The organism is Shewanella sp. DNRA4, assembly GCF_012843185.1.
GTDB lineage: Bacteria > Pseudomonadota > Gammaproteobacteria > Enterobacterales > Shewanellaceae > Shewanella > Shewanella xiamenensis.
This window is the reverse complement of sequence record NZ_JABAIP010000003.1, coordinates 41,517-57,500: the sequence shown is the minus strand read 5'-3', so window position 1 is coordinate 57,500 and position 15,984 is coordinate 41,517. Positions and strand designations below refer to the sequence as shown.

At 46.8% G+C, this 15,984-nt stretch carries 11 protein-coding genes; 2 read left to right on the top strand and 9 right to left on the bottom strand.

The genetic code is table 11. The features are described from left to right. Positions 1–63 precede the first annotated feature (63 nt). A complete protein-coding gene (locus HG547_RS03895; RefSeq protein ID WP_169547067.1) occupies positions 64–1,041 on the top strand; it encodes a class 1 fructose-bisphosphatase in 978 nt (325 codons plus the stop codon). A 454-nt stretch (positions 1,042–1,495) separates the two neighbouring features. Here HG547_RS03895 and HG547_RS03885 read toward each other — a convergent pair whose 3' ends face one another. The 3 genes from HG547_RS03885 to HG547_RS03875 all read right to left on the bottom strand — a co-directional run bounded on the left by HG547_RS03885 (position 1,496) and on the right by HG547_RS03875 (position 4,486). Further along, entirely contained in the window at positions 1,496–2,575 is a 1,080-nt protein-coding gene (locus tag HG547_RS03885) for a Kiwa anti-phage protein KwaB-like domain-containing protein (RefSeq protein ID WP_099457460.1), read from the bottom strand. Then, on the bottom strand, positions 2,568–3,179 hold the full coding sequence (locus HG547_RS03880; protein WP_169547066.1) for a hypothetical protein: 612 nt from the start codon (positions 3,177–3,179) through the stop codon (positions 2,568–2,570). The genes HG547_RS03885 and HG547_RS03880 overlap by 8 nt, the downstream gene beginning before the upstream one ends. A 737-nt stretch (positions 3,180–3,916) precedes the next feature. After that, positions 3,917–4,486 carry a hypothetical protein gene (locus HG547_RS03875; protein ID WP_169547065.1) on the bottom strand — a complete coding sequence of 190 codons (570 nt, stop codon included), beginning with the start codon at positions 4,484–4,486 and terminating at the stop codon, positions 3,917–3,919. 588 nt (positions 4,487–5,074) lie between these two features. On the opposite strand from HG547_RS03875, the gene HG547_RS03870 reads away from it, so the two are divergent. Continuing rightward, the gene (locus HG547_RS03870) at positions 5,075–5,563 is read left to right on the top strand and encodes a TIGR00645 family protein (RefSeq protein ID WP_037429841.1); all 489 of its coding nucleotides are present in this window, start codon (positions 5,075–5,077) and stop codon (positions 5,561–5,563) included. A 111-nt stretch (positions 5,564–5,674) separates the two neighbouring features. Here the strand turns inward: HG547_RS03870 and HG547_RS03865 are convergent, their stop codons facing one another. The 6 genes from HG547_RS03865 to HG547_RS03840 all read right to left on the bottom strand — a co-directional run bounded on the left by HG547_RS03865 (position 5,675) and on the right by HG547_RS03840 (position 15,768). Continuing rightward, entirely contained in the window at positions 5,675–7,381 is a 1,707-nt protein-coding gene (locus tag HG547_RS03865; protein WP_069454263.1) for a methyl-accepting chemotaxis protein, read from the bottom strand. A 294-nt stretch (positions 7,382–7,675) separates the two neighbouring features. Next, positions 7,676–8,920, bottom strand: coding sequence for a dicarboxylate/amino acid:cation symporter (locus tag HG547_RS03860; protein WP_169547064.1), 1,245 nt, complete (start codon positions 8,918–8,920; stop codon positions 7,676–7,678). A gap of 391 nt (positions 8,921–9,311) precedes the next feature. Beyond that, positions 9,312–10,184: a Wadjet anti-phage system protein JetD domain-containing protein gene (locus tag HG547_RS03855; RefSeq protein ID WP_169547063.1), complete on the bottom strand. Its 873-nt coding sequence runs from the start codon at positions 10,182–10,184 to the stop codon at positions 9,312–9,314. After that, a complete protein-coding gene (locus HG547_RS03850) occupies positions 10,172–11,392 on the bottom strand; it encodes a hypothetical protein (RefSeq protein ID WP_037421933.1) in 1,221 nt (406 codons plus the stop codon). The genes HG547_RS03855 and HG547_RS03850 overlap by 13 nt, the downstream gene beginning before the upstream one ends. A 42-nt stretch (positions 11,393–11,434) precedes the next feature. Further along, positions 11,435–12,088, bottom strand: a complete 654-nt coding sequence (locus HG547_RS03845) for a hypothetical protein (RefSeq protein WP_169547200.1) — start codon at positions 12,086–12,088, stop codon at positions 11,435–11,437. Between the two features lie 8 nt (positions 12,089–12,096). Then, entirely contained in the window at positions 12,097–15,768 is a 3,672-nt protein-coding gene (locus HG547_RS03840) for an ATP-binding protein (protein ID WP_169547062.1), read from the bottom strand. Between the last annotated feature and the right edge of the window lie 216 nt (positions 15,769–15,984).

Sequence of the window (15,984 nt, the reverse complement as noted above, 5' to 3'; positions counted from 1 at the left end):
TGAGTTATTATTCGCGGCAAATAATGAAATTGACCTCAATGTTGAACCCCTAAAGGACCTAACATGCAGACTCTTGCCCAGCACTTAACCTCAAAGGCAGTGAACGAATCCCTCACGCAACTGATTTTGACCTTAGCCGACACCTCAAAAGCCATCAGCCATGCCGTGCGCCACGGGGCCTTAGCCGGTGTGTTAGGCGCGACCGAACAAGAAAACGTCCAAGGTGAAACCCAGAAGAAACTGGATATCATCACCAACGATATGCTCAAAGATGCATTAAAAGCCGACGGAACAGTGCGCGGCCTCGCCTCTGAGGAAGAAGATCATGTGGTTGAAGTCAGCGCCAATGGTCAATATCTGGTATGTTTCGACCCTTTAGATGGTTCATCGAATATCGATATCAACTCACTGGTCGGCACCATTTTCTCTGTCCTGCCCGCCTCTGCTGGCGAGCTAACTGAAACAAGCTTTTTGCAATCGGGCCGCCATCAGTTAGCCGCAGGTTATGTGCTCTACGGCCCATCAACCATGCTCGCCCTCACCACAGGCCAAGGCGTGCAACTCTTTACCCTACACCCAGAAACCAACGAATTTTTACTGACCAACGCGGCCATGAGCATCAGCCCAGACACCCAAGAATTCGCCATTAACATGTCGAACCAACGTTTTTGGGAAGCGCCAATGCAGACCTATATCGCCGATTTACTGCTAGGCAAAATTGGCCCGCGCGAAAAATCCTTCAACATGCGCTGGATTGCCGCCATGGTGGGCGACGTGCACCGCGTACTGTCTCGCGGCGGTATTTTTACTTATCCAACCGACAATAAAGATCCGAAAAAGCCATACAAACTGCGTTTAATGTACGAAGCCAACCCAATGGCCTTGTTAGTCGAGCAAGCTGGCGGTAAAGCCTCTACCGGTTATGAAACCATTTTGGATATTCAACCAACGCAAATTCACCAACGCGTTGCGGTTATCCTAGGTAGCGCTAATGAAGTGGACGTTTGCCTAAGCTACCATGGTTCGGATTCTCGTAAATAAAGAGCGCGAAGAACCTGATTTAGACTAAGCCGAATCGCTTAGATTTTGATTTTTATGATAAAAGCCACTAACCACAGTGGCTTTTTTATTGTCGCGGAATGCGACATTTTGGTTTTTTATGCGGCTTTACCGCTGGATAAATTGCGGCCTGACGGCCGAGGTGAATCAAAGTCGTGGGGCTTCACCCCACACCCGACCAAGGAGGACTGCTCGTCCTATCCTCCTTGGATTCTCCAAGACGCCCCTAACGGAGTTGAAAGCCCCTTGGGCATTTGGCGTCCTTATGCTATCGCGTCAGACGCTCGTCCCTGATTCGACTGACGCTATCTCGGCCTCCATGCCTCGCTCACGCAACGAACGCAAATGCCCTGCGGCAACTCCGAGGGGATGGTAAACTCCTGCCGATACTGTATGGACTGTAAATTCAGAAAGAATTATGCCTGTCCGAACTTTCCTACTTATCAACTAAACTGCCAGCATCTGTCTTGTAAATCTTCCCAGACGTTAGACCTTTTTTATAATAATCATTCATAATTTTTAAAAAGTCTCTTGCATCAGACTCTGCATTTTCAGAAGAAAACTTAATTTTTCCATTTTCGATTTCAAAAGGGTCTTTTTTCATCTGTTCTGTGCGAACACGGTTAACCTCTTCGATATGAATATCCTGATGATTATTTTTTTCAGTGATACTAATCAACTGTTTTCTAATTGATGGCTTATGGGTAATAAGATTATCAAGAATACCCATACCATGCTCATCAATGACATTAGATGACTGAATTGTCTTCAATGTCTTTTTAGATACCTCAAGAAACTCCTCATCCATACCAAGGATACTTTCAAATGATTTTTTATGAAAAACATAAAATCTATCTTTTATGCATACACAATCAATTTTATCGTCAAAATTAATTAAGTTTCCATCAAAAGCCTTCAACTCTTTATGATTAATATCAAAAAGTGCCGAAACCCTATCTCTAATACTTTGATCGCTTGTAATTAATTTTCCATCAGCAATCTTTCTGAATGAGTAAAAAATCTCACTATTATTTATATTTTCCACACGTAAACAATATGCCCATAATTTAGGCCCAGCAGTCGAACTAGTGCTACTTTTTAGATCTGTAAGACTTTTAACTATTGAATACTTAGTATCATCTTCAATTTTATTGGTTACCACATCCGAAAATGATAAAGCATTATTTAACGCATAAGAGTAAATTTTATCCCCAGAGTCATCATCAATAACCCTATACTCACTAATTTCAACTTCATCCTTTGCAGAATGTTTCTCAATCTGAGTAGCAAGCAACCCCCTGAAGTGTCCAATCAATTCATCAGTCAAAGATGCTTTTACTAAGTTGAAGTTGTATTTATCCATCACTGGATCATTGGGTTTCACCCCTGCTTTTAGTTCACGCATTACAAAAAACAATGACAATTTTAGTGATTTACCCTTGTCATTTAGCAATTCAGTGTACTCAAGTAACTCTTCAGGCTTTAATACATCTAACGTTGCGATCCCACTATCCATTTGCTACCTCAACATAAAATAAGTTCTTATCTAAATCCAACATATTCAAACAAACATTTATATTCAAATCACTAGAAGAAGTTATGACCATCCCTTTTCTTGCAACTCCATTATTTTCATAAGAAACTTGGTAAATACTATATTTAAAAAAGCCCAGTACCGGATTAACAATTAACATATTAGAATTAACATAAATACGATAAGTAATAATCAAAAACGTAGATAAAATAACTACATTATCAGTTTTAGACATATCAGAGAATGAAAGTAAAGCAAGATATGTAAACAAATACAAAATCACATCACTATTTTTATTTTCAATTTCTATAATCTTACCTGTGAACCCATCCTTGAAAACTCGCCTCTTCATATTATTAATAGTTAAGAACAACCCTAAAACACCAACCAAACTCACCAGCAACAAAACCGATGAAAATATTTGAGGCAACAAAAACGACCCGCATAGTTCAGGATGTGAAATATTTATATTACCTCTATAAAACTGCAAAAAAACAAGCAATAAAAATAGAGGTAAGAATGAAACAACAAACAATGAAAACTTAGCTCCAATGTTTAGTTTTGTTGAATTCATAATCTTCCCCATTATAAATATCCATTTTCGCATTATACAGCATTCAATGATTTTAAAAAGAGAATAAACCACCTGATATTATTAGAAATTTATAACCTCTAAAGAAAATCTCACTCCACTCGTCACAGCCAATACAGGTAAGATTTTTTGAGTCGAAACCCACCAATGAAAGATAGAAGTGGGGTAACTCTTTTGAGATGAACAGCCAACACTGGGAACTAAAGAAGTTCACCTTCCCCGGCGAAGTTGCTGAAGGGCGTTGAAGACTCTTTATTAAAAGGATAGCGCGAGACGCAGACAGGATGTCTGCGTAGCTTTCGGGGAAGGGAAAGATGGGGCAGGCGCAACTCTTTCGAGACTAACAGCAAACGCCGAGTTCACAGAAGTTCACCCTCCCCTCGGAGTTGCCGCAGGGCGAATAGACAAATTGCGTGAGTCTCGCCATGGATGGCGAGCTAGCTTTCGCAGGTGCAGGGATGCATCCTTCGGAAGCGATAGCAAATTTGGCTATGAGCACAAGGGGCTTTCAACTCCGCTGGGGGCGGCAAGGGAGATCCAAGAGGGAATTGCTGTTGATCCCCTCTTGGTCGGGTGTGGGGTGAAGCCCCACGACTTTGATTTACCTCGGCCGTTAGGCCGCAATCACTAAACTTCTACATAAGGTATGGGTTAAAGACCCACGACTTTAATCTACCTCGGCCGAAGGCCGTATTGCTCTTCTACACGTCAGTGGAAACTGAAACGCCCAACTAACTTGCAACACAAAGATTTTGCTGAATCTTCCAACGACGTTCCATGAGTGGAATCGAGAACCCATAACATACCACCACAATCAAAGGTTGAAGCTGAAAACTCAACTCAGGCCACAACATAAAGGCAGCCACGCAAGCCACAGTGCGCACAATTGCATGTACAATCGCCACCTTTTGCGCCGCTAACACGCCGAAAACCAACCACATTAATCCTGTTTGCACTGCAAGGGCGAAGGGCAAGGCTAAATAGTTTTCCATAAAAAAGGGAATACTGATGCTAAAGGTTAAAAAACTCATCCCCATGGCAGCCAAAAACACAGTCTCAAACCAATTACGATCAGTGCTTTTCTTGAAGGAGATATTTTCACCCGTGAGACGCGAGACTCCCATAGCAAGATAGACAATAGAACCTGTGCCGATAAATGTTGCCATCACCATTTGCGATGCTGACAGAATAAAACTCAAGATAAACAATAGCGTCCATACAATCATGCCTGATAAGGGCATAGCTAAAGCACGTTTTTGGCGGTATTCGATAAGTTGTTGATCCAGTGATTGATGTTGCATGATTAAGCCTCCTTGTTGGTATGGCTTAAGTATCCCTGCATCTGCTAAATCACGGCAGTGTGAGTTGTCAGCAATTACGGATGACAAATGTCATCAATGGCAAATTTCTTAGGAAAGTGAGAAGAAAGAATCTCACAGGCATAACTTTTTTGGGATTAACAGCCAACACCGAAGTTACAGAATACACCATCCCCTCGGAGTTGCCGCAGGGCATTTGTGTTCGTTGCGTGAGCGAGGCATGGAGGCCGAGATAGCGTCAGTCGAATCAGGGACGAGCGTCTGACGCGGTAGCATAAGGACGCTAAATGCCCAAGGGGCTTTCAACTCCGTTGGGGACGCCGGGGGATATCCAAAAGGGGAACAGGCGTTTTTCCCCTTTTGGTCGGGTGTGGGTTGAAGACCCACGACTTTGATTCACCTCGGCTGTAAGGCCGCAAAACCAAATCAGCTATGACCCGAACCTTGGGCTTAGCCGCATATACCTCACGCCTTTGCGATTGGCTGATAGCGCGGCGTTAACCCAGTATGTTATTGTTTTAGCATCATAGATTCTATTTTTGTGCTTTAACCACTAAGGGTTTACTCCAAATGGAAAAAATATTTGAAAGACTCATGTATGCATCACGCTGGATTATGGCGCCGATCTATTTAGGGCTGAGTCTAGTGCTATTGGGCTTAGGCATTAAATTCTTCCAAGAAATCTTCCATATTCTGCCAATCATTTTTACGATGACTGAAGTTGATCTGGTGCTGGTGACCCTGTCTTTAATTGATATCACCCTCGTGGGCGGCTTGATTGTGATGGTGATGTTTTCTGGCTATGAGAATTTTGTCTCGCAACTGGATGTGGGCGAAGACAGTGAGAAGCTCAGTTGGCTGGGTAAATTAGATTCAGGCTCACTGAAAAACAAAGTGGCGGCGTCAATTGTGGCGATTTCGTCGATCCATCTGCTGAAAATCTTTATGGATGTGAAGAACATCGATAACGACAAAATCATGTGGTATCTGTTAATCCACATCACCTTTGTGTTATCCGCCTTTGCCATGGGCTATTTGGATAAAATGACGCGCAAATAAGCATGCAATACGGGCGGGAAGTGAACATCAGTTCCCGCCCCTTTCACTCCAGCCTAGGTAAAACCTAGTATTAACTTAGCAGCACCATCAACATTTATAGTTATCAGCCCTTTATAACCTAAAACGACTCAGAGATATTTTCATCTCATTAGCCATTTTCCGTAGTTGATGGCTAGCAGTCGATAATTCTGAAGATTTGATATTGGTGTTTTCTACCGCCTGCGCAATATTTTCCATATTCTGATTAATCGTCCCCGACACAACGGCCAGTTGTTCTGTTGCGCTAGCAAGTTGGTCATTCACATCGGTAATGCTCGACACTGCGGCGTTAATACGCGTTAGTGCCTCATTGGCCCGTTGAGAACAGGCAATTGTTTGTTCTGTTTCGGTTCGGCTTTGCGCCATTGATTGCACAGCGTTGACTGAGTCTTGCTGAATACCTTGAATACGCCTATTAATGTCCTGAGTTGACGCTTGAGAGCGGCTAGCAAGGGTGCGAACTTCATCTGCCACCACCGCAAAACCCCGCCCCATTTCGCCTGCACGTGCCGCTTCTATCGCAGCATTTAAAGCCAATAGATTGGTCTGTTCCGCAATAGCACCAATCACATCGGTGACCGCGCCGATTTCATCACCACGTTTAGATAACTGCCCGATCACATCAGAGACTTGCTCCAGTTTCAGTTTAAGCGCATCAATCGCTGTTATCGTTTGCCCGACGGACATTACCCCATTTTGAGCTTCATTGTCGGCGTCCCTTGTCGCTTTAGCGGCCATAGTCGCGCTGCGAGCCATGTCCTCACAGGTCGAGGTCATTTCATTTACCGCGGTGGCGACTTGGGCAGTTTGATCCATCACATTTTGTAAAATGTGCTGTGTCTGTTGGCTGGTATGATCTAGCGCTTCAGATTGCTCGACCAATTGCTCTGCCATCGACGACTGTTGACCGATAATATTGCGTAATTGCTTGATAAGACCACTTAATGCCGCTAACAGGCTATCGTGATCTCCCGCTTTCAAGCCAAAGTTCACCGAAAAATCCCCTGCTGCAACCTGCTGTACCAGTGCTTTTGTTGTCGCCAGTTCTCCGCCGAGTGCCTGTAATAACCAGCGACGGATAAATAACGACACACCTATGGTCAGCGCCATAATAACCACGACAACTAATCCAACTCGGATAGCCACCGCCCAAAAGGCCTCCTTAACATCATCAATATAAAGACCAGAACCCAGCACCCAACCCCATTTATCATCCTTAGCCACGTAAGACAACTTAGCGTAGCGCTCCTCGGTTACTCCCCCGCCTTTTATGGGTTTAGGCCATTGGTATTCAACAAAGCCATTGCCATAACGGGTAATCACGTCAACAAAACTGACGAACAAGTTAGCATTATTGAGGGGCTGTTGTTGGCTGCCATCACGGTTACGCATTAAAGTGGCGTGATAAAAGTTGGGCCGATCCAATACGGTACCGTCCAGAGCCGATACCGTTGGATGCATAACCATTTTGGGTATAGGGCGACCGGTATCGTTAATCCAAATATATTCCGCGCCATCATAACGAATGGCCTTAATGGTCGCCATGGCCTGCTGCTGCGCCTGTTCAGTGCTTAACGAACCGCTTTGCTCCAGAGCTTGATAATGTTTAACGACGCTCAGGCCACTATCAATAATCGCCACAACACGATCTTCCCTCCCCTTAATCAAACTCTGGTTAAGGGTATTTAGCTCCATTAGACCCAATACCACAAAGCCCAACAATGCGAGTAACGGAATGCTGAGTAATCGGCCTCCAACTGTCTGCCAAAATCCAGCCATGGTGCCTCCTAATATTCCAAGTGATTCAAACTTATAAATCAGTATGGTTGAAGTTTCATTTATTTAGCCACTTTTAATTTGATAAAAGAACTCTATGGATTTGTAACAACTCACCTTGGGACTAGCTACTTTTTAGCTCAAATAAAGGCCGTATTTAGGCTGAACAAGCTCAGGGGATTGATTGTTGTCGCAACGACAAAAGGCAAGTAATAGACCAATATAAACCCTGATTTATTTAACAAAAAAGCCACTTTAATCAGTGGCTTTTAGTATTTAGGAAGATGCTTGAGGACGTTAATTCTTGGCTAACTCAAGCTCATGCACTTTTTCGGTTTGATCGACTATGGTCAATACCGCAGTATCGCCAACTACGTTGCAGGACGTCAGCACCATATCGATGATACGATCCAGCGCCGCCACTATCGCAAAGGCTTCAATCGGCAAGCCCATTTGATGGATTAACACCCCAATCATCACCATGCCGCCACCGGGTACACCACCCGCGCCCACCGATAATAAAAAGATACTAAATAGCAGCGATGGCAGTTGCTCGCTGGTGATTGGCATACCGAAGGCATTGGCGACAAAGAAAATCGCAATGGTGATATAAATCGCCACGCCGCCCATATTCATGGTCGCACCGAGCGGTACGCCAAAGCCTGCCACAGCGCGGTTAACCCCGAGTTTTTCAGTCAAGGTACGCATAGTCACAGGAATCGTGGCATTGGAGCTGGCGGTAGACAGTGAAAACAGCACTTGCTCCTGCGTCTTCGCCCGAAAGGTCTTGGCCGAAATCGGTGTAAACATACCGACCGCCAACGGATACACCACAAAAATCCACAGTAATAACAACGCTAAAATCAGCACTAGGTATTCGAGCACACTCATAAATACCGCTGCATCTAAGGTGGCGCCCAACTTAAACATCAGCGCAAACACCCCGTAAGGCGCGAGACTCATCACCACAGAAATCAGTTTCATCATGATTTTATTGGCAGTTTGAAAGCCCTGAACCGCACCAGCCACATGCTCACCGAGGGATTTCATCACTCCACCGAGCATCAGTGCCATAAAGATCACCTGCAACATATTACCCGACATAAATGCCGCTACTGGGTTGCGCGGCACTATATCAATCAGCAGCGCCATTAAGCTGGGGAGTTCAGTCGCGGTAATGGCGACACCATCGGTGCTACTCATATCGACACCTTTACCAGGGTCGAGCAATAGCACCACTAACAGGGCGGTTGAGATAGCGACCACGGTATTAACGATGTAAAAGCCGAAGGTTTTGCCGCCAAGGCGCCCAAAGCTTTTTAAGTCCTGCAGCTCACACACGCCGCAAACGATACTGACAAACACCAGCGGTACGACCAACATCATAATCATATTGACGAACATAGTGCCGACACCGCCAGCCAGTTCGACTAAATTGCCAGAAAAGAAGCCAATATCGTTTAAAAAATATTGCACTAAGGTGCCAAGAATAAGTCCCGCAAATAGACCGATAAAGATCCGTGTCGAAAGTGATTTCATCATGCTGATCGTTTTCCCAGATAGCTCATCTTTTGATATTCATCTTCCCTAATGAGCAACATCGCCATTCCCTTTTAAGTTCAGGCGGGGATAGTGAAACATGCTGGCAGCAAATTCAATGAATAAATTTACTTATTTCATTTTCAATTAAGCCAAACTCATCACAAAAATTTTGTATTATTATGATTTATATCAAAAATAAAATCACCGATTAATAATCACGCTATTAATACATAAGTTAAAAAAATCAAAAATTAAACACTATTTAAACCAAAAAAACACAATTAATCGATTGATATCGAATAAGGCTAGATTTAAAAACTGAATAAATGCTTTAAATAGTATTAAAAACTACAGATATCGAACTTAACAGAGAGATGGGGAAGGATAACGACTAACAATATGCCAGTAGCACTAGCTCAAGCCGATGCGACAGCAGGTGCTGCTGTTTAATGCTAATTCGTTGCTGAGTTAACCAACGGCTTAATTGCCGCCAATTTTTTAAATCGGCTGACTGTAAATATTTAGTCTGAGACGCTTGTTTGGCAAAGTCATCAGCGGAATTAATCTGTGGGATAGCGAGTAACTCGCTGGGCGCAAAAAGCGCTAACTGCGGCACGATACAATGGGTCATGCCCGTTAAGGTATGGGCAATTTGCAGCCCTGCGGGGTCGAGATCGGTAAAGGCAATAATCGGCATTTTACCCGCCATCGCCTTCAAAAACTGCCGCACACCAATGGGGGAATGGTGGCCGCTACCACGGTAAATCACCATAATGCGGCTAAGCTCTTCAGGTAAGCGCGCTTGGGTTATTGCATCGAATATATCTAGGTTTTCAACCACTAAGATGGCGTTAACATCAAGCTCATCGCAATGGCTTTGCGCCTCATCTAAGGGAGTACGTAACGAGGCCCGTGCAGACATTCCCAAGGGCGGCGATTCAAAACCGAGATACTTCAACAAAACATACTCGGCTTCGGGGCGGATGTTCGCCAGCTTTTCATTCTGGCTTTGGGCGGACATGGTGATGCGGTCTAGATTAAAGTCCAGTGCCTGTAAATCCACGCCCTCTTTTGCCAATACGCCTTGGCGCAGCAACTCAAAATCCCTTGGCGCAAAACACAAATATTTTTCCGCACCATCCAGCTCGCCCACTTCTAACTCACGGTAAATCGTTCGCCAATTCGGGCTAAGTTTTACCCTTGAAGAGCGATTAAGATAAACGCTCTCCAAGAGTTGCAACTGCTGTTTACCTAGGCGAGCCATAATTCCACGTCGCGGATAATAAAGTTACCGCTGTAGATGGGGTGAGGTTCGCCTAAGGGCTCTAACTCGAAGTAAGCCTTATGCTCATCGGGCAGGCCTTCGTAGCCGCCAATCACTTGATAAATCCAGCTTTCGGCATCCCACGGCAGGGCTTTTTCGACTAAGTAATCGAGCGCCGATTGACGTAAGCCCGACTCAATCACATCGACAAAGTAAGTATCGACCGCTTGCTTGAGTGGATTATCAGGAATATCAAAGTCTTCGCTTTGGGTAAGCGATACACTGACATCATGCTCGCGCACAGTCTCAACTATGCCCTGACGACTAATCGACTTGATATGGGCGACGATATTCATCAGCTCAAGCTCTTGGCTGGCGTTATGCACATCCACAGACGCTGGTGCCAATAACACTTCGGCGCGATTGAAAAGACTCGGGATTTCCTTGTGGGACACATGGTCCGCAGGGCGGTAATCCGGATGCAAATCGGTGTACAGTAACCAGCCCTTAAGCAAGCGGGTACGACCACGAATTTGCCTAAAGCGACCGAGAAGTTCCAGCAACCGTCCCTGCACCACACTGAGCTCCTGGGCGCAGTCGCTCATGGTTTCCTGCAAGGTGGTCACCAGCAGCTTACGCAGCTCACGAATATCACCGGCGATTTCGCCTAATTCGCTAAACTGGAACATCTCCAAACCATTAAGTAATTCAGACACTTGGCTCTGGGCGAGTTCGTTTTCGCGGATCTTAGCGTTAATGGTACCGACATAACCGAACTCGTTGTTGATCCGCCCCCACAACACGCGGATCGAATAGCGCAAACTGTCGGCAAAGCTATACACATGCTCACTTAAATCAGACAGATACGCCTCGGCAGCGCTGTAATCTGAGCTGTGGCGCGCTTCTTTATAATGGTCGGCCAAGGTTTTAATGGTGGCGAGCGCCGAGCCGACGTTGGAGTCGATTTGGCGATTGCGCTCATCACTTAAACCTTCTTCGAGCAAGGCACGCACCGAGCGTTTAAGGCGCAGCTCTTGGTCTGGCTCTGGGCGCCATAAAATCCCTGCCTGTTTGAGTTTTTCAACCACGGCAGGATCATGGGCATCTTCATTGAGCGAGCCCGCTAAATAGGCGTCCATAATGATGTCAGCATGGCGGCCTAACTGCTTGAGTAGCTTAACCCCAGCCTGATGTAAGTTACTGCTCATCATGGCCTCCTTGGTTTACACCGCGGATGATTGTCCAAAGCATCATAGTAAATCCCGCTGGGTCGCCGTTTCCGCCTGCGCCTCTAGGCTTAGGCCTTCAGTTTCGTCAATAAAACGGATCACTTCGTACAGATAATCCAGCTTGCCCGTCGCGATATAAATTTGCTTTTCAACGTTAGGGCGCACTATATAGCCAAGCTCCACTAAGCGTTTGAACACTAACTTAATTTGCGCATCACTATTGGTACTGGTTGAGCCGAATAAGCGGTATTGGCTGAGTTTGGCCAACTGCTCACGAAACGCGGGCGTATCTTCAATTCGGCTTTGCAGCTCGGTTAACCGTACTGGCGCACCTTCGCTTAAGGGGGCATCTTGGCCGCTGGCTTCCTGCACTAATACCAGCCACTCCACCATGGGGATAAGTGCCTGACAAATATCCTTAAACTGCGATGAAATCACCTTACGCTCGCTCTCGCCTAACTGCAAATAACCGCAGAAAAACACATCGCCCTCGGCGGCCGAAGCCACGGTGCGGTTGATTTGGTTCAGATAGGCTTCAACCCGCTCTCGAGTGCTGTTATTTTTCAATGCGCGCCAGCCATCTTCATTGGTGGTGCGGCAAATAAATTCGCCCTTGAGCAAGAGTTCGATAATGGCGCCAGTGCCGACTAAGACGGTTTGGTTAGATTCGTTCATGGCACTCATTAGATGGCCTCCTTGCTCAGGCGTTTACTCAACAAATCGGCAATCGGATTGGCTTTGGGCTTCACCACCTGCAACTTCTTAGTTTGTTTATTAATAATGTAACGGTGCTCAAACAGGTTCAGCACTTCTGACTCTGGGTTCGGGAAAGCGCCTAACACGCTGATATTGTTGTTACCACAGGCATCGAAAATCTTCTTCACGTTGGTGTGGTGCAGCGTGCCAAGTTCGTCGATCGGCCAGTGAATGGTCACATCGGCACGGCCACGTAACAAGCGCGTAAATGCCAACAGGAACTTACATAAAATCAGGTAAGCCATACCGTGGCTCGAGGATTCGTTCAGCTGTCTGTCGGTGCGGATAATCAAATCGCTATTACCCTCTTTGAGGCGCAGCTCGATTTCAAGCAGCTTTGAAATGCCACCCGTCAGTGCCGCGCGGCCAATAATATCCAAGGCGCGGCGCATGCTGTTGGTGTATTCCTCATCGGGCAGACCATTAAAGCCGTCGGCTTTCCAATTTTTGAAGGCTTTAACAAACTGCTCAAGCTCGGGCCAAAACTCTAATTCGCTGATCTTAGAACGAATACGAACCGCAGATTCCGATACGCCATCGAGGAATAACTCCTCGCCCACTTCGCGGGTAATGCGCGCACTTTGCGAAGCGATACGACGGTCGATATCGGCCAGCACATCGTAAAAGGCGGTTAAATCAACACCGAAGATCCGCCCCTGTTCACGCAGCGCCATAATGGATTGCGGCACAATCACATTGAGTAGCTGTTCAAGCTGCGGCACAAGCTTGCGGTAATCCAGCAGACGAATACCTTTATCGTTGATAAAGCTCGACTCTTCGCGGGCACGCTCCCAGGTTTCGGCTAAGCCTGAACCTGACTTGCTGGCAATCACAGAGTCGAAATGCTCCACATATTGCTTAACCGAGCCCATCAGATAATCGCGTTTTAGCAGTAAATCTTCGCCCTGACGCAAACGCTCGCCGAGGCTACCTTGGGCTTCTTCATTGTTGGCGGGCAGTTTCAGCTCCGCCAACTTACGCATCACGGCGCGCAGTTTAGTTAAGTTTTCAGAGGCTTCAATCTGCGCCGCATCCGAGGCCTTACGCTCGGTCTCGAGTTGTTGGCGACGGGTTTTCACCTCTTGGGTCTTGGCTTTAAGCTGCTGATCGATTTCCGAGGCGGCGCGTTTAACGTCGCTTAACTGGGTTTGCAGCTTGGGCTTACGGATAAGCCAAGTGTGTTGATACCAATCGTCAAAGCGCAATACTTCGCTGCGGCGCTGCTCGGCGCGGCTGATTTTGGTTTCAAACTCACGGATTTGTTGCTTGAGTTTAAGGATATTGTCCTCATCCACACCGCGGGATTTAAGCTCGTTTTTGTACCAGGTTTCACAGGCTTTTTGCTCGGCCTTAGCGCTTTCGCGGCGAGCGTCGATAGTCGCCTTGATTTGCCCCAGTTGATTGTCGAGCGCGCCAATGACTTCCTGCCAGTAGGCTTGTTTTTCCATCCGCGCTTCGAGCGCCTGCTCTTTTTGCTCTTCGAGCCAGAGCTGATGTTGATGCTTAAGCTGCTTTAACTCGCCATCGAGTTGAGTTAAGCGCTGCTGGGCAAAGGCTTTACGCTCGGCCAGCGCCTTGTTGATTTTATCCTGCTCACCGCGTTTTTCATCGAACAGACGACGTAAATCATCGCGGCTATTTTTATAAGCCGTGCGGGCAAAGGTGAGTTCGCGGCTGAGTTTATCTAGCTCACCGTTAATCGCCACCAGCTGTGATTCGGCCTCGGCCTGTAATTCCTGCGCGCTTTGCAGCGCTTCTTCGGCCTTGCTTAAACGAATACGTAGCTCCTGCTCGGAGGCGGCATATTCAGGCACATCAATGGCTTTAAGATCTAAATGCACCCCAAACACAGTGTCGCTCTCGCCCATCACACTTGGGTGTAAATCGGTGCGATGAAGTAACTCTGGCGCAATCACTTTACCCAGACTTTGCTCCCAACCTTGGGCTTCCTTACGCAGGAACTCAAGTAAAGTATGGGACTGCGGGAACAGCATATGGTGCAGTTCATCGAGCGCAGTTTGGCGCTCGTTAACCCGCAGGCTGGCGATACGCAGTGCTTCGTTGGCTTGGTCGCGTTTGGCGCGCAGCTTACGCTCATCGCTAGTTAAGCGCTCCACCTTGGCATTGCAGCTTTCTTGCTCTTCATCGGCGCGGTGAATCCGCTCGTCGAAAATCGCAAGGCTTAACTTTTCTTCCTCGGTGTAGGTTACGCCATCGACACGTAACTTAAGCTCGGCGGCATTGAGTTTGAATTGATATTCCTGCTCGCTAAAGCTCGCCTTGCCCGCATCCATTTGGCGGCGCCATTGGGCTTCGAGGGCATCGAGATCGGCTCTTGCCACTTCACGCTGCTTATCGCGCGCTTCGCGCTGTTTGTCCTGTTCGGCGTGCAAACCTTCAAGCTCGCGGTTTAACTGCTCGCCAATTTTGCTGCGACGGGCATTGTAAGCCGCTTCAATATCTTGGTGTTTTTCGGTTTGTAACTTATGGCGCTCGCTTAAGTTTTCCATGTCAGCGCGCCAGTTTGGCAGCATATCCAGGTCGGCCTTAGCTTGCTCGATATTGGCATCTAAAAAGGCGCCGTGCTGATCTTCAATGGCATCTAACTCGTACTCGCACTTAGCCACGTCACCCTTGGCAGCGGATAAGTCGAGGTTTAACTCATCACGCACTTCTTTCCATTCGTCATCCAACATTCGAAGCTTTAAATTCAGCTCCTTAGACAGAGTTTGTTGGATCTCTAACCGATCGGCCTCTAGGGTTTCGTCATTGCGATAGCCACGGGACAGGCTCGATAGGCGCATCTCGGCGCTGAGCAGTTGGTTAAATTCCTGCTCGAGCTTTTCAAACTCGGGGCGGATCACTTCAAAGCCTTGGATTAACTGGCTTTCGCGGATCCACGCCTCAACGCGTTGTGGGTTTAAGCGCGAGCTGGGCGGATTCACCCCGTCTTCTTCTAAAATGGCGGCGATCATGGATTTGACCGTTTCCATTTTGCCTTCTTTGGAGTGCACCGCTTTAGCGAGTTTTTCGATATGGCGCAGTGAATGCTCACCTTCACACAGGGCAAATTGGCGCGCATAGGCTCGCAGTTCGCTGCGGTTGCTGCCGGTGCTTAACAGGGTGCGATCGTTTTGGATAATGGCGCGGTATTCGCGGGTGTTGAGCAAGTTGGTGGTGGCAATACCTTGACGTTTTAAATCGCGGCCAAGTTCCGCCATGGTGTGGCAGAGAATAGTGTCACCATTTTGCGATTTAATATAATCACTTAACTCAAAACCCTTGGCGATAAAGCGGTAGTTCACGCCTTTGCCATCGCCCGCCGAGGCGAGCACGGCTTGATAGAGCAAGCCATCGGCCTTTTGGTATTCGTAAATGATGTAGCTTGAATCGTGTGGCAAGTACCAACGCTCGAAACTATCGCGGGTTGAAGGCACCACGCGGCTAGGATATTCGCCATAAAATACTGGCACTAAACGTTGCAGCGTGGTTTTACCCGAAGCGTTAGTGCCACAAATATTGGTATGGCCATTGAGGGCGAGTTCCACAACGCCCGGAAGGTGCGTATCAATCAGCACAATACGAATCAAGCTTGGCATTTCTTTCCTTATCCAAACGGGAGCTCCTTCTGTAAAAACAAACAACAAGGTCATCCCAAAGCGGCATTCGACTTCAAAAAACGTGATGTTAAAAGTCTTGGCCTTAAAAGTAAGCCCCTAAAATAAGGCAATCGTCGAGCCTTGGCAATTAAGCACCTAGGGCTGAATGCGTTAGCTCACATCAAACGACCAAGGATACGCCAATTCGCCCTAACA